Source organism: Novosphingobium sp. TK71 (genome assembly GCF_055361505.1).
In genome coordinates this window covers 954,990-975,644 of record NZ_CM143962.1, presented here as the reverse complement: position 1 = coordinate 975,644, position 20,655 = coordinate 954,990, and the positions used below count along the sequence as shown (strand labels likewise).

19 protein-coding genes, 3 tRNA genes and 2 pseudogenes are annotated in these 20,655 nt (G+C 63.9%); 11 read left to right on the top strand and 13 right to left on the bottom strand.

The genetic code is table 11. The features are described from left to right. Nucleotides 1-5 precede the first annotated feature (5 nt). Both ACXJ16_RS04435 and ACXJ16_RS04430 read right to left on the bottom strand, forming a co-directional pair. Nucleotides 6-587 (bottom strand): NuoB/complex I 20 kDa subunit family protein, encoded by a 582-nt coding sequence (locus tag ACXJ16_RS04435; protein WP_054437661.1) that lies wholly within the window; start codon nucleotides 585-587, stop codon nucleotides 6-8. Beyond that, entirely contained in the window at nucleotides 584-958 is a 375-nt protein-coding gene (locus ACXJ16_RS04430) for an NADH-quinone oxidoreductase subunit A (protein WP_054437662.1), read from the bottom strand. Before ACXJ16_RS04430 ends, ACXJ16_RS04435 begins: the two co-directional genes overlap by 4 nt. A 448-nt stretch (nucleotides 959-1,406) precedes the next feature. Between ACXJ16_RS04430 and ACXJ16_RS04425 the strand changes: the two genes are divergently transcribed. Continuing rightward, nucleotides 1,407-2,600: an acetyl-CoA C-acyltransferase gene (locus ACXJ16_RS04425; protein ID WP_132469004.1), complete on the top strand. Its 1,194-nt coding sequence runs from the start codon at nucleotides 1,407-1,409 to the stop codon at nucleotides 2,598-2,600. Between the two features lie 91 nt (nucleotides 2,601-2,691). Here the strand turns inward: ACXJ16_RS04425 and ACXJ16_RS04420 are convergent, their stop codons facing one another. Beyond that, nucleotides 2,692-3,225 (bottom strand): SH3 domain-containing protein, encoded by a 534-nt coding sequence (locus tag ACXJ16_RS04420; RefSeq protein ID WP_185998771.1) that lies wholly within the window; start codon nucleotides 3,223-3,225, stop codon nucleotides 2,692-2,694. An 81-nt stretch (nucleotides 3,226-3,306) separates the two neighbouring features. On the opposite strand from ACXJ16_RS04420, the gene ACXJ16_RS04415 reads away from it, so the two are divergent. From ACXJ16_RS04415 to ACXJ16_RS04405, 3 genes are all read left to right on the top strand, one after another. Further along, nucleotides 3,307-4,326, top strand: a complete 1,020-nt coding sequence (locus tag ACXJ16_RS04415; RefSeq protein ID WP_324695596.1) for a 2-hydroxyacid dehydrogenase — start codon at nucleotides 3,307-3,309, stop codon at nucleotides 4,324-4,326. 105 nt (nucleotides 4,327-4,431) lie between these two features. Then, nucleotides 4,432-5,733 carry an ammonium transporter gene (locus ACXJ16_RS04410; protein ID WP_463921470.1) on the top strand — a complete coding sequence of 434 codons (1,302 nt, stop codon included), beginning with the start codon at nucleotides 4,432-4,434 and terminating at the stop codon, nucleotides 5,731-5,733. Continuing rightward, the gene (locus ACXJ16_RS04405) at nucleotides 5,730-6,200 is read left to right on the top strand and encodes a DUF805 domain-containing protein (RefSeq protein WP_463921469.1); all 471 of its coding nucleotides are present in this window, start codon (nucleotides 5,730-5,732) and stop codon (nucleotides 6,198-6,200) included. The genes ACXJ16_RS04410 and ACXJ16_RS04405 overlap by 4 nt, the downstream gene beginning before the upstream one ends. A gap of 21 nt (nucleotides 6,201-6,221) precedes the next feature. Here the strand turns inward: ACXJ16_RS04405 and ACXJ16_RS04400 are convergent, their stop codons facing one another. Then, nucleotides 6,222-7,397: an FAS1-like dehydratase domain-containing protein gene (locus ACXJ16_RS04400; protein ID WP_463921468.1), complete on the bottom strand. Its 1,176-nt coding sequence runs from the start codon at nucleotides 7,395-7,397 to the stop codon at nucleotides 6,222-6,224. Nucleotides 7,398-7,594: 197 nt separating this feature from the next. On the opposite strand from ACXJ16_RS04400, the gene ACXJ16_RS04395 reads away from it, so the two are divergent. Continuing rightward, complete coding sequence (locus ACXJ16_RS04395) at nucleotides 7,595-8,545, top strand: NAD(P)H-dependent flavin oxidoreductase (protein ID WP_463921467.1); 951 nt, start codon at nucleotides 7,595-7,597, stop codon at nucleotides 8,543-8,545. Nucleotides 8,546-8,772: 227 nt separating this feature from the next. Here ACXJ16_RS04395 and ACXJ16_RS04390 read toward each other — a convergent pair. The 3 genes and pseudogenes from ACXJ16_RS04390 to ACXJ16_RS04380 all read right to left on the bottom strand — a co-directional run. After that, a pseudogene (locus ACXJ16_RS04390) lies at nucleotides 8,773-9,060 on the bottom strand (AHH domain-containing protein); the annotation flags it as partial. Nucleotides 9,061-9,084: 24 nt separating this feature from the next. Beyond that, nucleotides 9,085-9,933 (bottom strand): hypothetical protein, encoded by an 849-nt coding sequence (locus ACXJ16_RS04385; RefSeq protein WP_463921466.1) that lies wholly within the window; start codon nucleotides 9,931-9,933, stop codon nucleotides 9,085-9,087. A gap of 17 nt (nucleotides 9,934-9,950) precedes the next feature. Beyond that, nucleotides 9,951-10,424, bottom strand: a complete 474-nt coding sequence (locus ACXJ16_RS04380; RefSeq protein WP_054437670.1) for a flavodoxin family protein — start codon at nucleotides 10,422-10,424, stop codon at nucleotides 9,951-9,953. 80 nt (nucleotides 10,425-10,504) lie between these two features. Between ACXJ16_RS04380 and recJ the strand changes: the two genes are divergently transcribed. The 4 genes from recJ to ACXJ16_RS04360 all read left to right on the top strand — a co-directional run bounded on the left by recJ (nucleotide 10,505) and on the right by ACXJ16_RS04360 (nucleotide 12,734). Then, on the top strand, nucleotides 10,505-12,307 hold the full coding sequence (gene recJ / locus ACXJ16_RS04375) for a single-stranded-DNA-specific exonuclease RecJ (RefSeq protein WP_454797272.1): 1,803 nt from the start codon (nucleotides 10,505-10,507) through the stop codon (nucleotides 12,305-12,307). Nucleotides 12,308-12,435: 128 nt separating this feature from the next. After that, nucleotides 12,436-12,510, top strand: a tRNA-Glu gene (locus tag ACXJ16_RS04370). A gap of 37 nt (nucleotides 12,511-12,547) precedes the next feature. Then, nucleotides 12,548-12,622, top strand: a tRNA-Glu gene (locus ACXJ16_RS04365). A 37-nt stretch (nucleotides 12,623-12,659) separates the two neighbouring features. Continuing rightward, nucleotides 12,660-12,734: transfer RNA gene (locus tag ACXJ16_RS04360), tRNA-Glu, on the top strand. Nucleotides 12,735-13,319: 585 nt separating this feature from the next. On the opposite strand, the gene qatD is transcribed toward ACXJ16_RS04360, so the two are convergent. The 4 genes from qatD to qatA are packed head-to-tail and all read right to left on the bottom strand — an operon-like array spanning nucleotide 13,320 to nucleotide 18,189. Next, nucleotides 13,320-14,111, bottom strand: a complete 792-nt coding sequence (gene qatD / locus ACXJ16_RS04355; RefSeq protein WP_463921465.1) for a Qat anti-phage system TatD family nuclease QatD — start codon at nucleotides 14,109-14,111, stop codon at nucleotides 13,320-13,322. Beyond that, nucleotides 14,108-15,481, bottom strand: coding sequence for a Qat anti-phage system QueC-like protein QatC (gene qatC, locus ACXJ16_RS04350; protein ID WP_463921463.1), 1,374 nt, complete (start codon nucleotides 15,479-15,481; stop codon nucleotides 14,108-14,110). The genes qatD and qatC overlap by 4 nt, the downstream gene beginning before the upstream one ends. Further along, complete coding sequence (gene qatB / locus ACXJ16_RS04345; protein WP_463921462.1) at nucleotides 15,478-16,299, bottom strand: Qat anti-phage system associated protein QatB; 822 nt, start codon at nucleotides 16,297-16,299, stop codon at nucleotides 15,478-15,480. Before qatB ends, qatC begins: the two co-directional genes overlap by 4 nt. Before the next feature lie 45 nt (nucleotides 16,300-16,344). Further along, nucleotides 16,345-18,189, bottom strand: a complete 1,845-nt coding sequence (qatA, locus tag ACXJ16_RS04340; RefSeq protein WP_463921755.1) for a Qat anti-phage system ATPase QatA — start codon at nucleotides 18,187-18,189, stop codon at nucleotides 16,345-16,347. On the opposite strand from qatA, the gene ACXJ16_RS04335 reads away from it, so the two are divergent. Beyond that, complete coding sequence (locus ACXJ16_RS04335) at nucleotides 18,124-18,318, top strand: hypothetical protein (RefSeq protein ID WP_463921808.1); 195 nt, start codon at nucleotides 18,124-18,126, stop codon at nucleotides 18,316-18,318. The two genes, qatA and ACXJ16_RS04335, sit on opposite strands and share 66 nt — an antisense overlap. Nucleotides 18,319-18,396: 78 nt before the next feature. On the opposite strand, the pseudogene ACXJ16_RS04330 reads toward ACXJ16_RS04335, so the two are convergent. Together ACXJ16_RS04330 and ACXJ16_RS04325 are read right to left on the bottom strand one after the other, a co-directional pair. Next, nucleotides 18,397-18,552, bottom strand: a pseudogene (locus tag ACXJ16_RS04330) (IS3 family transposase); the annotation flags it as partial. 272 nt (nucleotides 18,553-18,824) lie between these two features. Further along, nucleotides 18,825-20,066 carry an RES family NAD+ phosphorylase gene (locus ACXJ16_RS04325; protein ID WP_463921460.1) on the bottom strand — a complete coding sequence of 414 codons (1,242 nt, stop codon included), beginning with the start codon at nucleotides 20,064-20,066 and terminating at the stop codon, nucleotides 18,825-18,827. 102 nt (nucleotides 20,067-20,168) lie between these two features. Here ACXJ16_RS04325 and tnpA point away from each other — a divergent pair, with 102 nt between their 5' ends. Further along, on the top strand, nucleotides 20,169-20,627 hold the full coding sequence (gene tnpA / locus ACXJ16_RS04320; RefSeq protein ID WP_443486864.1) for an IS66-like element accessory protein TnpA: 459 nt from the start codon (nucleotides 20,169-20,171) through the stop codon (nucleotides 20,625-20,627). Nucleotides 20,628-20,655 lie beyond the last annotated feature (28 nt).

Sequence of the window (20,655 nt, the reverse complement as noted above, 5' to 3'; positions counted from 1 at the left end):
TGCCCTTACCTCTCGAGCGTGCCGGCGCGGCGGATCTTGCGCTGCAACTGCATCACGCCATAGAGCAGCGCCTCGGCGGTCGGAGGGCAGCCCGGCACGTAGATGTCGACCGGAACGATGCGGTCGCAGCCGCGCACGACGCTGTAGCTGTAGTGATAGTAGCCGCCGCCATTGGCACACGAGCCCATCGAGATGACATACTTCGGGTCCGACATCTGGTCGTAGACCTTGCGGAGCGCCGGAGCCATCTTGTTGCACAGCGTGCCGGCCACGATCATCACGTCCGACTGGCGCGGAGAAGCGCGCGGCGCGGCGCCGAAGCGCTCCATGTCGTAGCGAGGCATGTTGACGTGGATCATCTCGACCGCGCAGCAGGCGAGACCGAAGGTCATCCACCACAGCGAGCCGGTACGGGCCCACTGGAACAGTTCCTCGGTCGAGGTGACCAGGAAGCCCTTGTCGGATACTTCCTGGTTGAGGTCCTTGAAGAATGCCTGATCGGGCTGCGTGATAGCGCCGCCCTGAACGTTGGCTGATGCGAGTGCCGGAGCGAGGGGCTGGCCGGCGGAGTTGACGAGCGTGCTCATTCCCAGTCCAGAGCTCCCTTTTTCCATGCGTAGGCGAGGCCGATGGCCAGTTCGCCGAGGAACACCATCATCGTCAGCCATCCGGCCCAGCCCGTCAGCTTCAGCGAAACGGCCCAGGGGAACAGGAACGCGGCTTCAAGGTCGAAGACGATGAAGAGGATCGCGACGAGATAGAAGCGGACATCGAACTGGCTGCGCGGGTCCTCGAACGCGGGGAAGCCGCATTCGTACTCGCTGTTCTTGTCGGCGCTTGGGTTGTGGGTGCCGGTCAGGCGAGCGACGCCCATCGGCAGCAGCACGATCACCGACGAGAGCGCGAGCGCGATCGCGAGAAAGATCAGGATCGGCAGGTATTGTGACAGATCAGTCAATGGTTCTGGCCTTCATACCGGATACGGCAAGCCGGACTCATGCCAATGGCAGTGCCCGGTTGTTGCGGGCGCTCTTAGGCCAGCCCTCCCCCCTCTGCAAGGTGTCCGAAGGGAATAAATGGCGGAACTCTGCGGTGTTGCAAGTCATTCGCAACAAGCCCTGAGCGGGACACGGTTCGTCATGATGCCGCATCAAGTCGAAACCCGCAGAAGTCGGGAGATTGGGCAATTTCGGAGCAAAAACAGCAAGCCGCCTCATTGATGCAAGATTTAGCATCCAGCTTGCGAAAATCGCCGCTGTCGAAGGCCTGCAAAGCGCTGGGCCAACGCCATGGGGATGGAGCATGCTTGCCCTGCGCTGAGGAGGAGTCACCAATTGCAATTGGTGCAGTGCAACACTACGTCGCTTCCGAAGGATACCTGATTTTCAAGCGTGAAAGGCATAATAATGGCCCAAATCTCGGCTTCAGACCCGATTGTCATTCTTTCCTATGCTCGTACTCCGATGGGCGGCCTCCAGGGCGCTTTCGCCGAAGTTTCGGCGACCGACCTCGGCGCAACGGCGGTGAAGGCCGCGGTCGAACGCGCCGGCGTGGCCGGTGAGGATATCGAACGCATCTATATGGGCTGCGTGCTGCCGGCCGGTCTTGGCCAGGCCCCTGCCCGTCAGGCCGCTCTCAAGGCCGGCCTGCCGAAGTCGGTCCAGGCCACCACGGTAAACAAGGTCTGCGGCTCGGGCATGCAGACTGTCATCATGGGCGCGGAAGCGCTCGCGTCCGGTTCGCTCGACGTGGTGATCGCCGGCGGCATGGAATCGATGACCAATGCGCCGTACCTGTCGAAGAAGCACCGCTCGGGCGCGCGCGCCGGGCACGACACGCTTTACGATCACATGTTCCTCGACGGCCTGGAAGACGCTTACGAAGGCGGCTCGATGGGCTCCTTCGCGCAAGTGACCGCCGACGAGTACCAGCTCACCCGCGAAAACCAGGACGATTACTCGATCGAATCCCTGCGCCGCGCCCAGGAAGCGATCACCAGCGGCGCGTTCCGGAACGAAGTCGTCCCCGTCACCGTCAAGACCCGCAAGGGTGAAGTCGTGATCGACAGCGACGAACAGCCGCCCAAGGGCAATCCCGACAAGATCCGCACCCTGCGCGCCGCCTTCGCCAAGGACGGCACGATCACCGCCGCCAGCTCCAGCTCGATTTCCGACGGCGCCGCCGCGGTCGTCATGACCCGCGCCAGCTTCGCCGCCGACAAGGGCCTCTCGCCCGTCGCTACGGTGGTGGGCGTGTCGGCCCATGCGCAGGAGCCCGCCAAGTTCACCACCGCCCCCGTCGGCGCGATCACCAAGCTGATGGACAAGGTGGGCTGGCAACTCTCGGACGTCGACCTGTTCGAAGTGAACGAGGCGTTCGCCTGCGTCGCCATGTTCGCCATGCACGACCTCGGCATCCCGCACGACAAGGTCAACGTTCACGGCGGCGCGACGGCGCTCGGCCATCCGATCGGCGCTTCCGGCACGCGCATCATCGTCACCCTCATCAATGCCCTGAAGGAAAAGGGCCTGAAGAAGGGCGTCGCCTCGCTCTGCATCGGCGGCGGCGAAGCGACTGCGGTGGCGATCGAACTGGCCTGATCCGGCCGGACCGCCACTCGGCCGAAAAAGAAAAACCCCGCCGTAATCCGGCGGGGTTTTTCTTTGTGTTCAGGTTATTGCGGGAGATACTTCAGGGCGCGCCTGCACCCCACAGCGTTTCCTGATCGACGAAGCCCTTGTGCCCTTCCACGTCGAACGGGCACCATCCCTGCTTGCAGTCGCCCAGCAGGCCGATCACCCCCGGTTGCACCCGCCAGAGCATCGGCGACGACGAATTGGGCTCGGCATGCATTTCCACAAGCCCCTTCGCCTTGACCAGCGCCGCGCGTTGGCGGGAAAGCAACAGGTCACGCATCCAGCCCTTGTCGCCGTCCGGGTCCTCGATCAGGCGCCATGGGCCTTCGCGGCGGATCACTTTCACCGGCAGGTGTGGACGGCGATAGACCCAGTCGATCCTGTACGATTCGCCCGGCCCCACCCGCAGGTTGGCCAGGTCCGTATCGATGGATGCCCAGTAGGGAACCTTGTCGTCATCGGCGGCATGGGCAGGCGCAACCGCCCCGCAGAGGGCAGCGGTGCACGCAATTGCGGCTCCCGTGACGATACGGCCCCTGATGACGGACCTGGCCGCAACGATCGACTGTCGGATATTCCAGCGAAACATCGCCATTTCATACGCTGCCGAATGCCTCTTCTTCAAGGTTTCTTGACCGGCCGCCTGTGGAAGGCCTAGCCCATTTCCGAAATGACGCTGGTTACCGAAACACCCCTCGCCCATTCGCAGTTCGAGCGCCCCCGCGTGATCGTCACCCGGCGCCTCCTGCCTGCTGTCGAAGCACGCATGGCCGAACTCTTCGATGTCGTTCTCAATGAGGACGATAAGCCCATGGACAGGGCCGCCCTCGCACAGGCGATGAGCGAATGCGAAGTGCTGGTCCCAACCGTGACCGACCGGATCGATGCCGAACTGATCGCACAGGCCGGTCCGCGACTCGGGCTGATAGCCAGCTTCGGCGCGGGCACCGAACATATCGACGTCGCCGCCGCGCGGGCACGCGATATCGTGGTCACCAATACGCCCGGCGTCTTCACCGACGATACCGCCGATCTGACGCTTGCCCTCATCCTGTTCACGGCACGCCGCTTTGGCGAAAGTGCCAGAGTGCTCTACCGGGGAGAATGGACCGGTTGGGGCCCCTCCGCCATGCTGGGGCAAAGCCTTGCCGGCAAGACACTCGGCATCGTCGGCATGGGCCGCATCGGAAAGGCGGTCGCCCACCGTGCCAGAGCTTTCGGCATGGAGATCGTCTATCACAACCGGCACCGCCTGCCCGCCGCGATCGAGAGCGGGTTCGCGGCACGCTACGAAGGCGATCTCGATCGGCTTTTCGCCGAATCCGACGTCGTGACCCTGCACTGCCCTGCCGTTCCCGGCACCGATCACCTGATCAACGCCCGCACGCTCGGCCTGATGAAACCCAATGCCTGCCTCATCAACACCGGACGCGGCAAGCTGGTGGATGAAGACGCCCTGATCGCCGCCCTGTCCTCAGGCCGCATCGCCGGGGCCGGGCTCGACGTATTTGCACAGGAACCGGCAGTGGACCCCAGGCTGCTCGCCCTGCCCAACGTTGTCGCCCTGCCTCATCTCGGCAGCGCCACGCACGAAGGACGCGGCGCGGCGGGAGAGCGGATCATCGCCAATATCCGCTTCTGGGTAGACGGCCACCGTCCGCCCGATCAGGTACTTCCCGAGCTTACCTAAGCGCAATTCCCTAATCCCATTCTTGTCTCCGGCCGATTTACTGCGTTAAGTCCCGCCCTGACGACGGCGGCCCGGTGCGCGGTCCCGGCCTCATGGGGAAAATCGATGACCAGACGGGGCCTGCTGCCCATTCTCGCCGCGCTCACGGCGCTGCCCGGCCCGGCCATGGCGCAGGCTGGACGGATCGACGTGGCCGATAGCGGCGACACCGCATGGATGCTGGCCGCAAGCGCACTGGTCCTGCTCATGGCGATCCCCGGCCTCGCGCTGCTTCATTCCGGCTCGGTCCGCGCCCGCAATGCCCTTTCGGTCCTGATCCAGTCCGGCGCCATCGTTGCGGTCGTTACCCTGCTCTGGGCTGTCGTGGGCTATACGCTGGCTTTCGGCGACCTTTCGGGTGGCTGGATCGGCGGCGGAAACGCCTGGATGCTGATCGACCTCGGGAATGTGCGTAGCGGCACCCAACTGCCGGAAAGCGTGTTCGTGCTGTTCCAGATCGCCGTCGCCGCGCTGCCCCCGGTACTCATGGCCGGAGCCTGGGCCGAACGCGCGCGTTTCGGTTGGGTCGTGGCGTTCTGCGCGCTTTGGACGCTGGTCGTTCAGGCACCGATCGCCCATTGGATCTGGGGCGGCGGCTGGCTCTCGCGCACGGTGGGCACGCTCGATTGGGCAGGCGGCCTCGCCATGTTCACCAGCGCCGGGGTTTCTGCACTGGTCGTCGCCGTCATGATGGGCCGGCGCATCGGCTTTCCCCGCGAAACCGGGCGAGCCCACAATCCCGTAATGGCTCTGGCCGGAACCGCGTTCCTGTGGGCCGGTGCATTCGGCCTGTGCGGCGGCTGGGCGCTTTCCGCGAATGACGATGCGGCAGCCGCCGTCATCGCCGCTCACCTCGCGATAGCGGCCGCCGTGCTGACGTGGCTGGGGATCGAACGCCTTGCCACCGGCCGGGTAAGCGCTGCGGCGAGCGGTAAAGGCGTGCTCGCCGGGATCGCCGTGATCGCACCTGCCGCAGGCTATGTCTCGCCGGGAGCGGCGATCCTGTTCGGTATCGTCGGCGCCGCGGTCGGCTATCAGGCCCGGCGCTTCGTTCGCCGCGCGCTGCAGATCGACGACGCGATGGACGTGTTCGCCGTGGCGGGGCTCAGCGGCATGGCCGGCGCGCTCCTGCTTGCGCCGTTCCTCTCGGTAGACCTCGGAGGCGTGGGATATTATCCCGGCAACACCATGATTTCACAGCTTATTGCCCAGGTGTCCGGACTTGGTATCGTGGTCGTCTGGTCCGTTGCGGCAACCGCCATCGTCGCGCTCATGGCTTCGCTGGCCTTCCCGATGCGGGTATCGGAAGATGCCGAACGCGCCGGTCTCGATCGTTCGAACCACGGCCATGGCGAGGACGTATCATGATGGCGAGCTATATGCGCGGCATCGGCGCGACCTTGCGGGCGAGCTTCGATTTCACCGGCAAGGCATCACGCGGCGAACTCTGGGCCTACCTGCTTGCCGCCAGCATGATCGCTGCGCTGCTTTCGACAGTCATCTCGTGGTTCGTCGATGACCGGAGCGCCGGCGTGGCAGCGCTGGCCATTGGGCTGGCTTGCGCGGTTCCCGCGCCGGCCCTCGCCATCCGACGCTTGCACGATTTCGGTCGCAGCGGCTGGTGGAGCGCGGCGCTCGTCATCGGCGGATCGCGGGCACTGCTGCTCGACGGTCTCCAGATCGCCTTCGGATGGAACGTGCGCAGCGCGGTGGAGAACATCGTCAGCTGGGTGGACTGGGCGATCTTCCCGGCTTTCGGTCTCGTATACCTGGCGTTGCTGGCCTGGCCGGGCAAGCGCGCCGGGCCCGCGCGGCCGGTTGGCGGGGCAGCCTGAGCCGCCCCGCCTTTTCCCGGGTCAGTCCGGCTTCTTGGGCAGCGCGATTTCCGCGATGCCTGCGCACATCAGAGTGCCCTTCTGGTTCATCATCTTGTGCTTCACCTGCACGAGGTGGCGGCCTTCCTCGTCCACCATCTTGTCGACGACTTCGGCCGTCTGGATCGTGACGTCGCCCGAGAGGGCCGGGCCGCGATAATTGGCGGTGGAGTGGACGACCATGCCCCATTCACCGGCCCAACCGCCGAGATAGTCGGTCACCCAGGCGCCCATCGACGCACCATAGCCATAAGCGCGCGGCATACCGATCCTGCGGGCATACTTGGGGAACAGGTGCCCGCGCGATGGGCCGAAGTAGGCACCATCGGTCAGTTCCGGGTTGATCCGCTCCATGTGGGGATCATTCTCGTGCCCGGCCATTTCGGCCGTGAAGCCGAGCGCGGCCAGATCCAGTTCGCGGCGGTCGAGCGTGCCCCAGGTGGTGAACAGGAACGAGCGCCATTCGGTGGTGAAGCTGGCGACGGTATGAGGGCCGAAGACACGCTCGGGCAGGTTGTCACCCACCTGAACGTCATCCCACCAGCGCTCGCCATGCCCGAGATCGTGAAGCATCTGGACCCACGCGAACTTGCGTTCTTCCAGCTTTTCCAGTTCCTCGTCAGTCCATTCCGGCTCTTCGAACTCGGCAGTGTTGACGGTATCGCCGCCGGCATGGGCGAGATAGCGGATCGCGGTCGAGCGCTGCTTCGAGATCAGCTCGCCGTGCTGGTTACGGTAGAAATTGTCGCCGCGCTGGAAGCAGGTCGGCCCGAAGCCGGTGTTCTTCACGACATAGTCGAACGGAATGCGTTCATTGGTGATGGTATCGCCGCCGAAGACGCGCGGACCATAGTGCCAGAACTCATCGCCGCCGAAGAGCAGGTGCGAATTGGGAATGCAGCCCACGCAGGAAGGCGAGGTGCCGTGACCATCGTCCATGACGATCGGGAAGCTCTGCGGCGCGACAAGGCGCCCATAGCGGCTTGCCGCGGCGTAGGCCGGATCGAAATGGATCAGGTTGGGGTAGTGCATGCCCTGGACCCAGCGCCGGATATCGTTGTTGCCCAGCGGCTCCCGGATCGGCGACGAATCGATGACCTTGCCGAGATATTGATCGATATCGGAGCAATCAAACTCCACAGCGGCCTGATCGGACATGGCAGACTTCCTCTCGTACGGGCCGCCGGGCGGCCTTTTTATGATCGACAGTGCTGTCTATTACATGCGCCCCTTTTGGAGGTCACGCGCTATCCGCAGGCCTGCGCGCTGCAACGCCATGGCGGTATGGCGCCCCTCTCGACAGGCGCGCCGCGCCTCTCTATGCCCATTTAATCGATCACTTAAACGGACCGCTCATGACCCTGCCTGCGCCTTTCGCGAACTTGCGCCTTCCCGTGATCGCGGCCCCGATGTTCATCGTATCGAACCCCGAACTGGTCGTCGCGCAGGTCCGCTCGGGGATCGTCGGCAGCTTTCCCGCGCTCAATGCCCGTCCGGCCAGTCAGCTTGACGAATGGCTTCATGATATTTCAGAAAAAACAGCAGGTTGCGAGGCACCTTTCGCAGTCAACCTGATCGTCCACAAAAGCAATAACCGGCTTGAGGAGGACCTCAAGGTGCTGGAAAAGCACAAGGTTCCGCTCGTCATCACTTCGCTCGGCGCAATTTCCGAAGTGAACGCCGCAGTCCATTCATGGGGCGGAATGGTGCTTCACGACGTCATCAGCGATCGCTTCGCCCGCAAGGCGGTGGAGAAAGGCGCCGACGGGCTGATCGCGGTCGCGGCGGGCGCCGGTGGCCATGCCGGACCGCAATCGCCTTTCGCGCTGATGCAGGAAATCCGCGCATGGTTCGATGGACCGCTGGCCCTGTCCGGCGCAATCGCCTGCGGACGTTCGATCCTGGCGGCGCAGGCCATGGGCGCTGACTTCGCCTATATCGGCACGCCCTTCATCGCCACGACAGAAGCCAATGCCATGGAAGGATACAAGCAGGCCATCGTCGAGGGCAGCGCGGCGGACATCGTCTATTCCAGCCTGTTTACCGGCGTTCACGGCAATTACCTGCGCCCCTCGATCATCGCGGCCGGGCTCGACCCGGACAACCTTGCCGAGGGCGACAAGAACCAGATGGATTTCGGCTCGGGCGGCAATACCGCGGCCAAGGCCTGGAAGGACATCTGGGGATCGGGACAGGGCATCGGCGCGATTTCGGCGGTTGAACCGGTCTCTTCGCGGGTCGAGGAACTACTCGCGCAGTACGGTGCGGCGAAGGAAGAACTGCGCGGCCGGGCGGGCATCGGCTGAACGTCATCGTTTGTGAGCGGGGCAAGCACGCTGCCGGTCCCGCTCCACAGACGCTCCGCCATCGCGTCCAGTTCGGAGAAGTCCACCCCCTGCCCCAGCGGATCGTGCCGGTTCAGCAGCGGCTTGCGCCTGCCGTCCTCCAGCAGAAGACGCCGCAAGGCCCGCCGCAACAACCCGAGCCTCATCGTTGCACGCACTGCAGCGCCGCGCGGATCGCGCAGGCGCTGCACCGTCCAGTCCGCCTCGATCAGCCCTACCCGCTCTATCACCAGTTCAGTGTAGCGCCGGTGCGGCCCCCGATGGAGCGGAAGGCCCATGCGCAGTGCGGCCCGCTCATCACAGGGCAGCAGCAACCCGTTCTCCCGAAAGTCCGCGAAGCGTTTGCGTTCGCCCAGCGCCCCGAACATCGGCGAAAAAACGCCGCGAACAAGGACCTGTCGCGGCAGCAGGTGGTGGCGTTGCAGCCCCGCGTCATAGTCAGGCAGCCCCTTGCGGTTGACCGCACGGAAAGGAATGAACTGTCCCAGAAGCGCGCGCCGTCAGCCGCCGCGCCAGACCCAGATCTGCCGCCCCACTTGCGAAGGTTCGGCCAACAGGTTCCCGCCCGGCGCTTCGATCTCGCGCGGTTCGGTCAGGCGGCCATTGCGGACCAGATAGTCAACCACCCGGATCGCCAGCTTGATGGCATCAGCCGGCGGCTCCCCGTCCCGCGCCTCCAGTTGCATCTCCTGCCCGATGAACCGGGAGAGCCCTTTCGTTGCGATGCTTCCGTCACTGCCAGCAGCCAGCGCCGTCAGCCCCAGCGCAGGGAAGGCCCCGCCGGCCAGCCAGTTCATCACGACGCGCGCAAAATAGCGCGGCTCCATCAGCGTGCCGGCAGACTGCCAGGCGACCGCAGCCACCGGCAGTTCAAGCGCCAAAGCCGCCGCGATACCCACCTGCGTCCGCACGACCGGAAGCAATCCGGCGCCGCCAGCGATATGGCCGCCGGGCACGAGGTCCACGGCTTCGAGCGCGCAGGGCGCCTGAATGTCATCGAAACCATAGCTGTGCGGCGCCTCGACCGCGGCAGCCGCGCCTGCGGGAGACAACCCCAGAAGGTCGAACGTCAACCCGCTGGAAAGCAGTTCCAGCCAGCCTTCGTCCGGGGGTGGGCGAAAGCTGACGCGGGCGGCTACCCCGCCAGAATCCGCCGTTTCGAGCAGATCCGCTATTCTATCGGCGGAAGGCCGCAACCCTGCGGGAAACAGCAATGACACGCCGTTGCGCGGCGCATTTTCACGCAGCAAGTTGCCGGGCAGAGCCAGATTCTCCGAGACGTGCGTTCTCACCCGTCCACTAGGCACGAATTCGTCCGGCACGTCGAGCCCCGTTTGTCCTTTGTGCAACCAGTTCGGTTCAATCTTCAGAAAATGCCGAGTTGCAGGCCTTCGGCAAAGGCCGCTCCGAGATCGCGGCAGGCCTGTAGGCGCGCTTCCGGCACGGTCTTCTCTGCGCGGATACGTTCGGGTGTCTGCGCCTCGAGGTTCACGATCAGCGGCTCGGCCACGCGCTTCAGCCGCCATCCGGTGACGATTCGGTCGATCTGGGTCTGCGCGCCGACCCCGTCCGATCCGGCGGAAATCGCGGTTGCATAAGGCCGCCCCTCGACCCGGCCCAACATCGGGTAGTAGCAGCGGTCGAACATTTCCTTCATCTGCCCGGACATGCTGCCGAGGTTTTCCGGGCAAACGAAGACATAGCCCTTGGCGCCCAGCAGGATCGCAGGCATCGCCTCGGCCGCCGTGATCAGCACGGCTCCATCGCCTCCACCCTGCGCGATCGCCGCAGCCATCGCCCGCGAAGCGCCCGTGCGGCTGTGCCAGATTATCGCCAGCATGCACCTTCTCCTGTCCCGATCGACTTACTATCGAACCGCCGGCCTTCCCGCGCCCCTGCTGTTAGTCTAACCGGGTCCGCATGGCTTCGCGACCCGTTCCTTCCGTACTCGGCATAGATCGTTCCCTCACCGGCAAATCCTGGCGCTGGCGAGGTGGCAACATGGACATTTCGGATTCCTCCTCCGGCTTCCCGGGCGGGCTGGAGGACGACATCGTCACCCAGATCCTGCTTTCGCGTGGTGTCCCGCGTGAGGATCTGGAGCGCCACCGCACCCCTTCGCTGCGCGCCTTCCTGCCCGACCCATCCGAATTCCGCGACATGGATGCCGCCGCCGAGCGCGTGGCGCAGGCGGTGATGAGCAACGAGACGGTGACCGTCTACGGCGATTACGACGTCGACGGCGCCACCAGCGCAGCACTGCTGATCCTGCTCCTGCGCCAGCTCGGCCACGAAGCGAAATATTACATCCCCGACCGGCTGCTCGAAGGCTATGGCCCCAGCGGAGAGGCACTCGTGCGGATCGCGGCGGAAGGCTCCAGCCTGATCGTGACCGTGGACTGCGGCGCCATGGCTTACGAGGCGCTGGAAATGGCGCACGGTGCGGGCGTCGACGTGATCGTGGTGGACCACCACAAGTGTGCGCCCGTGCTTCCCCGCGCCGCCGCACTGGTCAATCCCAACCGGCTCGACGAGAGCGAACTGGCGGCAGGCCACGGTCATCTCGCCGCCGTGGGCGTAGCCTTCCTCCTCGCCGTCGCCATCGTGCGCACCCTGCGGCAGCGCGGCTTCTTCGAAGGGCGCCGCGAGCCCGACCTCTTCGCCCTGCTCGACCTCGTGGCCCTGGGCACCGTGGCCGACGTCGCCGCGCTCCACGGCCTCAACCGCGCGCTGGTGGCGCAGGGGCTCAAGATCATGGCCAAGCGCGAGAATATCGGGATGTCGGCCCTGATCGACGCGAGCCGCCTCAGCCGGGCACCGACATGCTCCGACCTCGGCTTCGCGCTCGGCCCCCGGATCAATGCGGGCGGCCGGGTGGGAGAATCGACCCTCGGCGTGCGCCTGCTGACCACCACCAATCCCGACGAGGCGCGCGAGATCGCGGCCCAGCTTTCCCGCCTGAACGACGAGCGGCGCGGGATCGAGCAAGTCGTGCAGGAAGCCGCCGAGGCGCAGCTCGAACGCCAGCACAACCGGGCAGTGATCATCGTTTCCGGGGCCGGCTGGCATCCCGGCGTGATCGGCATCGTCGCCGGGCGGATCAAGGAGAAGACCGGCAAGCCCACCCTGGTGATCGCCATGGACGCCGATGAGGCGGGCAACGGCAAGGGATCGGGCCGCTCGATCCCCGGCGTGGACCTTGGCGCGGCAATCATCGCCGCGCGCGAGGCCGGGCTTCTGGTGGCAGGTGGCGGCCACGCCATGGCCGCAGGCCTCACGATCGCACCGGACAAGCTGGACGCGCTGTCGGAATGGCTCGATTCGCTGCTGGCTGCCGATGTTTCGCGGGCGAGCGCCAACCAGTCGATGCTGCTCGACCTCGCGCTGGCTCCCGGAGGGCTCACCCCGGCGCTGGTGGAGACGCTGGAGAGCGCCGGGCCGTTCGGCATGGGCTGGCCCGGCCCGCGCGTAGCCGTGGGCCCTGTACACATCATCAAGGCCGACACGGTTGGCGCCGATCACGTTCGCCTGATCGTTGGCGGACAGGACGGCGGGCGGTTCAAGGCGATGGCCTTCCGCTCTGCCGAGACCGAAATGGGACAGGCGCTGCTTCACGCGTCGCAGGGACGCCGTCTCTGGCTCGCAGGACGGGCCAAGATCGACGACTGGGGCAGCCGCCCCCAGGCCGAACTTCACATCGACGATGCCGCTTTCGCGGACTGAAATCCGCCCGTTTTCGAGGACCCTGGCAGGAAGTGTCACAAGGAGTTCAAATTATTCGCAATGAGGGGGTTGACCCCCATTGGGACCGCCGCTAGAGGGCCGGTCCTGCCTCCGGCGCAACCCGGTACGGCCCCTTCGTCTAGCGGTTAGGACGCGGCCCTTTCACGGCTGAAACACGGGTTCGATTCCCGTAGGGGTCACCATTCCGATGGTGCGTGTTGGCAGATTAAATGGCTTAACGGCCCCTTCGTCTAGCGGTTAGGACGCGGCCCTTTCACGGCTGAAACACGGGTTCGATTCCCGTAGGGGTCACCATTTACACCTGCCATCGGGCAGGTCATTCTGGCTCAACGGCCCCTTCGTCTAGCGGTTAGGACGCGGCCCTCTCACGGCTGAAACACGGGTTCGATTCCCGTAGGGGTCACCAGTATTTTCAGGCACTTAGCCTGCTTTCCGCCTCCGAAAATTTGCCCGATCTAATATGGGTCTAATATCCGAGTGCGAATAATCTCGACCATCAGCGGTCAGCTCGCATGGTTCAGGGGCTCGTTTTTCCACAACAAAGCTCGATCTAGCAGACACGCCTCGCGCGAAGGCCTGCGACGATTCGTTGCTTACGCCGAACCCCGATCATCAAATTTCTAACGCTGCTGATGTCGCCTTGATCTTCGACCTCGTACGAAATGCTGGTCCCAGGGCCGCATAACGAGCCAAGCCCGTTCCTGGAGCAGGAAGGCGTATTCCCTAAAGCGACGGTCTTGAAGTCCTTGCAGCTGGCAGCCTGGAATTCGTGGTTTGGGACTTTCCGGGCGGTCCGCTTCGGATCAGTTCGCTCAAATAAGCTGCCGTTCATGATTTCAATTCGACGGCGTTTTCAGTGCAGATAGTGGCTTTCGCAACCGTCAGCTTCGAACGGAGCAAGTGGTGCTTCATCCGCTCCTATAATGCCTTGGGTAGTCGTCGGAACTGCGGCGGGCCGCTTGTGGCCCGCGGAGAGCGTCGATGGAGCCCGTCAGCTGGAGGGTACAATCCGGGCAGTGGGAGAGCCCCCCGTCACGACCGATCTCAGGTTACGGATCACAAGTGCGGTCGCGTCGTCATATGGGATACTGCGCAGCGCTGCGATTTCAGTCAGGGTCCGATGGACGTCTTTTGGCCGGACCGGATGCCCGCCGTCCTGCACGAACGGCCCATCGGTCTCTGTTAGCAACCGGTCTGCAGGAAGACTCGCTACCAATTCACGGTGCCGGGGGGAACGCATCATCTCTGAATTTATGGAGAAGTAGCAGCCAAGGTCCACCGCCCGGCGAGCCTCCGAAGCCGTCCCGGTGAACCAGTGCAGCACCACCGTACCACGATCCTGCGGCAGACTACGCTCGATATGGCTCAGGACCTTACCCACCGAACGCACACTGTGGACCGTTAATATCTTGTCGCCCTGTTCGGCGCATGCCCGCAGTATCCGCTCGAAAATGCGCTCCTGCGCCTTGAAGCTTGGATAGAAGCGGGGCCCCGCGTCCAGTCCGACCTCACCGACATAGCGCGCCTCGGGCAGGTATCGTTCGAACAGCGCGAACTCCTCCTCACGCTCGGCGACCAACTGGGGATGAAGGCCGAGCGCGACGCGCACGTGCGCGGACCGCTCTGCCATCGCGCGATTGCGCGGCCAAGCTTTCGGCGTCGTCGTAACCGTGAGAGTGGCGACCCTCTCCCGATCGCATTCGGCAATCAGGACCTCGTGATCGGGATAGAGGTCAAGATGACAATGGAAATCGACGAGACTGGGACGCGTCACCTCGCTCACGTCGGCCAGGCCCTGACGCCGGCAAGGAGGCGTTGAACCTCCTTCATCCCCTCGACATAGACCTTCTCGTATTCGGGAAGGTCGTCGGGATGATCCGTAAGCGGCCCCGGTCGATGGATATCGAACCTAGCCCGGCCGGGCTTCCTTCGCATCCGTGCGAAGGCGACCTGGAAGCCACGTACATGATTGCCCTCGGCTTTGGCCGAATTGAGTACATGGTCTGTCAGGCTCGGAACCTGGTAGGGCGTGTCGTCCGTCGCGAAGGCCTCGACGATCGCTGCCCTGCGGATAAGGCACGGCACGCAGTGTCCGCAGTGCTTGGGGGTGCGGTCGGCCTTGTTGCGGGCATATCGCGCCTTCGCCGGAGACGAGCAGGACATCGTATGCATCGCCTCGGCCATGAGCAGATCCTGCGCACGGCATTCCTTCGCCATCATCCCTTTGGTCTTGAACCTGTAGCGGTTATGAAGGCGAACCGTCAGCCCGAGGCCTGCCAAGAGCTCGCAGACCCTTGTCATGTACCACGGATGGGTCGTCCTAGTGCTGAGCGCACCGAGACGCGATGGTTCGATCGGCACGTTGAGTGAAATGAGCCCGTTCTCGGGAACGTGCACCACCATGTCCCCGCCGATCGCATCTGCCGCCATCGCCGCCAATGCGAAGAACAGGAAGGAACGCGCACGGAGGGTGTCCTCGCCTCTGGAGCCGGTCACCAGTCCGTTCGGGAAACCGATCCTCCCTCGGACATGGTCGAACGGCCGGTCCGGAAAATACGTTTTGAGCGCCTCGGCGCAATGTGTCTGCCGACTGCTGGTGATGCCGTCCCAGTAGTGGCTAATGAGCATCGGCCGCCTGTTATCCTGCAGCAGATCAATGGCGCCGATGAAGCTGTCGAGGCCGCCCGAGAAGAGGCAAACGCAGTCCGAGTTCACTTGCCTTAGCATCGTCGGGGACAGCGCGAGGCTTTCTAGTCCTTCCGGCCTGCGTCGAAAGGAGAGCGACCAGTGGTCACCGGTAAGAAAGTTCAGCGTCCGACTGATGAGCGCCGCGAGGCCGGTCCACCGTCTGACGTCGCTGACCGGCACGTGGACGTCGATTTCGCGTGTCCAGAGATCCTGCGATTCCGTCGTCCGCGATATCCGCGTGTCCGCGGCGGTGACCGCCGCTGCCAGCAATGCGAGATCAATCGACCGCTCGGACGGCGCGATCCCCAGACGGGCGAGATGGTCCAGTGTGTCGCCCAGACCAAAGCCAAGGCGTCGTTCGCCATCGACGAACGAAATCTCTGTGACGTGCGTGTCCGATCTCGAACGCGTGAGCGGTGCCACATCCGCCGCGCCGAGCCGGCAAACTATGGTGTGATGCCTCATTTCATCAGATCCTCGCCGGCGGCCGCGATAAGCTCGAATGCGTCCTCGTAAATGCTGTCGACCACCCGCGCGACCTCGGCATCGTCGAGATCGGGCAGTCGGTCCAGATCATGGGTGAACTCGCCCCGGGTGCAGCCCTCGATAAAGTCATGGAGTTGGTCCTGTATCGCCTCGACGGCAGACGGATCGTCGGGAAGCGTGATGCCCTTGATGCACAGATCCGCCATCACCCGGCCTTCGATCGAATGCATCACGAAGCTCAGGAAGAACTCCTGCATCTCGTCCGGGGTCAGTGTCTCGAAGCTGCCGACGCCGAGTTCGGCCAGGTCTCCGATCGCTTCAAACATGGCCTGGCGGGAGATCGCCTCATCGACGGAACCACCGGGCGGACAGACGAATTCCGCGATCGCGGTGAACGCATCGACCGCGGGCTGGTTCGCGAGCGCCGCTAGATTGAACTGCGCCAGTGCGCCGGACGGGCCGAGCTGCTGGAAGTCGCGGGCAAGCCCCAGCAGGCCGGCTGCAGATGCCCGGGACGAGCCCATCCGGCGGGCCGCCTGCCGCGCCCCGCCCGTCCCGGTCCGGACGTAGCGCGACACTGCACTCCCCAGCGCGCGATCGCTTCCGGATTTGGCGAACCGCGTGAAGTTACCCCGCGCACCCTGGAACGTTCCGGCTGTAGCCACGTCCGGCTTGGTGCCCGGCACCGGTTCTTGCGCGCCACCATCGGCAGCCTCGCCGCCACCCCCGTCATCGGTGCCGCCGCCCTGAGGCTCGGCATTCGTCGCCTCGGCGGGATCGTCCGCCCACGATGGCACGAGACCCGAACCGGGACCGCTGTAACCCTTGGAAGTTCCCATACCCTAACGCCCCCGCCGCTTGGCGGCGAGGATGGCCGCTGTCTTGAGCGTCGAGTTATCGGACTGTGCCCATTCGCTCGCCAATGCATTAAACTCGGCTGCCACGGTCGGCTCAGTGAATGTATTGGCCCATGACGTCGGCGCCCAGGTTCCAAGCTTGTCCACGGGCAGCCCCCTCAGGAAGTCCACGATCCTTCGCTGGAGGCCGGGATGCTTCTTCACGATCACGTCCAGCCCGTCGATGCCCTTCGGCTTCCTGTCGAATTTGTCTGTTTCGATGATGCGGCCGCAGATCACGTCGAAGATCTCTTCCGCCTCCGGAGCCGGCAGTCGCCCGACGTCGTCGGCCGCTCCCTTCGCAGTCAGCGTCGGGCCCATGAGACGCTCGACGAGGGCCTCCAGATGGCTCGCCGCAACCAGACCGCCGAGCACACCGCGCTTATCGCGCGTGACGAACACGTACGGCCTGAGGTCCACGTTCTTGAGCGTGGGGTCGATCGAGGCCCAGCCCCTGGCCCAGTCGTTCCTGGACCAGTCTCCGTCCAATGCGGTAGGGGCAGGAACGCCAGCGCCAGGCCCCCTTACCTCGTCCTCTAGATTTCCAAGTGCCTCCACGACACCGCCCGGATCCGCTGCCGCCGCCTTGCTGACCTGCTCGTAGAAGGCCGGATAGAACCGCTCCGCCAACATGATCTTAGCCAGCACCGGGATGGCGATTTCGCCGGAGAGCTGGCGTTCTTCCGCGATCGCCTCCCTCAGCAGCAGCGTGTTCAGGAAGCGCTTGATCTGCCTCGGATTACCGCCGGTTCCCTCCGTCAGAATTCCGGTCACCTGCGCAGCGAGCACCTGAGCCTGGGCGACGGCCGCAGGGATCGTTCCCCCGCACGCCTTCTGCACGGTCGCGTGATCGAGCCCTCGGCTCATCCAGGGCTTGCGCATATCCTCGCGGGCTGCCGCGATCAGCGCCCTGAACCGGTCGTCCTCGGAACCCAGCGCCGCCTCGGCGAGCAGAAGCGTGATGTAGACGCGTGTTTCCGCAGGTCCCAGAGCCGGAACCCGGAACGGGACCTGTATGAGCTTCTCGAGATAGTTGCGCGCGTAGCTGATCGGTCCCGAGGCGGGCGGCAGGTCCGGGAAGTGCTCTCGAACCGCATATTCGATCATCAGTTCATCCGCGCCGATCACGAAAGCGGTGCGCTCGACCAGCAAGAACAACCTGATGGCCTCCAGCGTGGCGATCGCTGTCTTGGGAAGGCAGCGGTCCAGATCGTCAACGATCACCACCAGCTTCGATATCTCTGCGGCGTCGAGCAGTTCCACGAACTCCTCGCGGAAGGCGTGGATGTGATCGGGCAGACGTTCGACGTCCTCCTTGTCCTCCTTGATGAAGTTGCCAGCGTCCTTAGCCGCGTCTTTCAGCTTCTCCAGGGAGAAAACATCCTTGGGAGAGGCGATCACCGACGCGGCCAGGTCAATGACATGACGCATCTGATCAAGGGTCGGTATGCCTGTTGCTGCCGTGAATGCCAGTCCGCCAGCCTTGCGGGCGAGCTTAAGCCAGTCGATGCGCTTCAGTACTTTTTTCGCCGCATCCGCGACTTTCGCCGAAAGCGGTCGTGCGCGGCGCAGCTCGTCCACGATCGTTTCCATGATCACGGTCTTGGCGTCGTCGAAACCCTCGAAGGTCCACCCGTTGAACCATATGCACACTGTGCTCGGCTCGTCTGCAACCGCCGCCTCGGTCATCTTCAGGACGCTCGACTTGCCAGCCCCCCAGTCGCCATGAACGCCGATCGTGACGGGTGCCTGGCCGGTGTCGGCGATCAGCCGGACGACGGTCTTCGCGATCGCTTCGTAGTAGAGGAGATCGGTCGCCGTCTCCTGGTCATTCAGAAACATCCTGCACCACCTGATCGAGGTTTGAGCGAACGCTACGGCATCAACCCTCGCACTTATGCGCAGATATCGAACGGGTGACTAGGTGAACAAACTGAAACGCTTGTAGAAAAACACGGCCGCGAAAAATTAAAAGAACCTACGATCCCATCAAGTACGCCCGATCTGCGCCTTGATACCTGCCAGTCTGGTCAGCCGGGCAACGCGCTTCGGGCAGCAGGTCTCGTCCTGATCCAGCGAGTCGTCGTGTACCTTGCGGTAGCCATAGAATTTGCCGCTGTCGTTCGAGGCTTGCCGGACTAATTCTGTCAACCGAGGTAGGAACGGCTCATCGGCAAGTTTGTAGTAGGTTGCCTCATCGAAATCGTGCACCGACTGCACTGCAATCTGCCAAGCAAGGTGAACCTGTTTGAGGCCGGCGGACTAAAATCGGCGGCGGTCGGGATATCGACGATCATGCCCACGAACCTGTCGAATGGGCTTCAACTCGGCAGCTTCTTTTTTGGCGAGAATCGCATTCTCGCTAGTTACGTTTCGCGTGCGAGGTCTGTAATCGGCGCAATCCTGACCAACTTCGCGGGTGCCGGCTAAAATTTACGCTCGCGCTTTTCGGATCGGTACCGTGATACCTCGAAGACGTCCGTGTCAAACGTAACGCCTTTAACGTGCCTGACCCGCAGCCCATCCTTGCGCACACCTAGATAGGCTTCGCGGCCGTCAGCATCCGGATCGAATCGAAGCTCGTGCGGTCGAAATCGCGCCCAGTTATCCAAGCCAAAATCGTCGGCCTCTTCTTCAGCCTTTTCCGGCGTCGGCGGCACTTCTTCAAAGACGGCGTAATCGGGCTCAGGTCCGTCGTCACTCGTCGAGAACTGATGTACCGACAAGTCGGTGCCATCGGGAATGTCCAAAGGATCGACGCGGGACGCATGATGAAAAAGCACGACATTGCGCTGATCGCCCGGCTGCTGGACAGAACGGAAGAGGATTCCGTCCAGGCCCGGAGCGGGTCGCCGCGCAAGATAGCCTGCAATTATCTGCGTGATCAGATACTCGGTCGGCTCGTCGTCCGGCATCACGGGCATCGTGATCCGGTCGCTCAACCGCGCCATGAATTTCGCAAGCGCAAGGCGCCTCTCATAGTCAGGATCGAACAGGCTGCCCTCGACATACAGCGACTGCAGCGCAGTTACGTCCAGGAGACGCACGTCTCGCAACAACTCGAACTCACCTATGACGGCCCTGCTGCCGACCGGCGGTCGCACCTCGGCGAGCGCCACCTCGGGGTCGGATGCGCCATAGAATGCTGCAATGCCATGAGCGTTCATCCGCCCTGCTTTCGCTTTGGTGGCCGGCGGGGGGCCTAGGTGTAGATCCGGACGCAATAGCGCGTCGTCCAGCTCGGCGTCGTAATGGAACGCCCGTGCCCGGAAGAAAGTCTTGATCTCGTGATCGGGGCCGGCGGTCGCGATCACCGGCTTGCCATCCCGCGTGACCTGCCCGTCGACTTCGTCGAACAGGCGACCCATCAGTGCCTCTGCGGCAGGATTGAAGTAGCGCGCCTCGACCTTCAGCGAGCGTTCTAGTTCGTGCCACTCTTCCGCGATCTCACGATCGTCAACCCCCTTCGACTCATAGTGGCTGTCGCTTCCGAACTCGCATTCGTCGCCCATCTGCGCCGCTTCGAGATCCGCGTGTCGTTCCTCCAGGATGTCGAGTACGGCTTGAGCAAGCTCCTCGCTGATCGAGGCAGCATCGGCTATCGCGTAGAGAGCCGGTTCGCCGTGACGGTACCACTCAAAATTGATCTCGCGGTCGCGGATCAGCATTTCCTCGGTAAGCGTACGGCCTCCCGCGTGTTGCGGCATTCAGGCTTGGCGCTGATGGACCTCCGCTAAGGAGTCTCTTTCTGGACTCCAGAAGGAGGCCAAGTGAAGGATCGAGTGGAGATCATCGCGCGCACCGATCGGCGCAGGAAGTTTTCGGATGCCGAGAAGGCGGCGATCCTCGTCGAGGCAGATGCAGACGGAGTATCGGTCCGTCAGGTCGCAGAGCGCCACGAGATTGCCGAGAGCCTAATTTACAACTGGCGATCGGCGCGTCGTCAGGCAGCAGCCATCGCCAGTGAAGCGCTCGAGTTCATTCCTTATGGAGCGATCATAACAACGGGGCCGGTCACTGCGCCAGCGGTGTCAGAGCCTCAGAAGGCCCAGCGACCTGTTTCGTCGTCGATGCCGTCCGCGCCGGAGGAACTGATCCGCCCACATCCCGGCACCCGCCCCGGCGCCATAGATATAGACCTGCCCAGCGGCGTTCACCTGTCGGTGGACAGCTACGTCAACGAGAAGGCATTGGCCCGCGTGCTACGGGCATTCCGGGACGTGTCGTGATTTCGCTAGCGCCCGGGACTAAGGTCTA

Excerpts from the sequence above, each read along its gene's own strand:
- ACXJ16_RS04435 (WP_054437661.1), bottom strand. The coding sequence starts at position 587 with ATGAGCACGCTCGTCAACTCCGCCGGCCAGCCCCTCGCTCCGGCACTC.
- ACXJ16_RS04425 (WP_132469004.1), top strand. The coding sequence starts at position 1,407 with ATGGCCCAAATCTCGGCTTCAGACCCGATTGTCATTCTTTCCTATGCT.
- ACXJ16_RS04420 (WP_185998771.1), bottom strand. The coding sequence starts at position 3,225 with ATGTTTCGCTGGAATATCCGACAGTCGATCGTTGCGGCCAGGTCCGTC.
- ACXJ16_RS04415 (WP_324695596.1), top strand. The coding sequence starts at position 3,307 with ATGACGCTGGTTACCGAAACACCCCTCGCCCATTCGCAGTTCGAGCGC.
- ACXJ16_RS04410 (WP_463921470.1), top strand. The coding sequence starts at position 4,432 with ATGACCAGACGGGGCCTGCTGCCCATTCTCGCCGCGCTCACGGCGCTG.
- ACXJ16_RS04405 (WP_463921469.1), top strand. The coding sequence starts at position 5,730 with ATGATGGCGAGCTATATGCGCGGCATCGGCGCGACCTTGCGGGCGAGC.
- ACXJ16_RS04400 (WP_463921468.1), bottom strand. The coding sequence starts at position 7,397 with ATGTCCGATCAGGCCGCTGTGGAGTTTGATTGCTCCGATATCGATCAA.
- ACXJ16_RS04395 (WP_463921467.1), top strand. The coding sequence starts at position 7,595 with ATGACCCTGCCTGCGCCTTTCGCGAACTTGCGCCTTCCCGTGATCGCG.
- ACXJ16_RS04380 (WP_054437670.1), bottom strand. The coding sequence starts at position 10,424 with ATGCTGGCGATAATCTGGCACAGCCGCACGGGCGCTTCGCGGGCGATG.
- recJ (WP_454797272.1), top strand. The coding sequence starts at position 10,505 with ATGGCTTCGCGACCCGTTCCTTCCGTACTCGGCATAGATCGTTCCCTC.
- qatC (WP_463921463.1), bottom strand. The coding sequence starts at position 15,481 with ATGAGGCATCACACCATAGTTTGCCGGCTCGGCGCGGCGGATGTGGCA.
- ACXJ16_RS04335 (WP_463921808.1), top strand. The coding sequence starts at position 18,124 with ATGAACGCCGATCGTGACGGGTGCCTGGCCGGTGTCGGCGATCAGCCG.
- ACXJ16_RS04325 (WP_463921460.1), bottom strand. The coding sequence starts at position 20,066 with ATGCTGATCCGCGACCGCGAGATCAATTTTGAGTGGTACCGTCACGGC.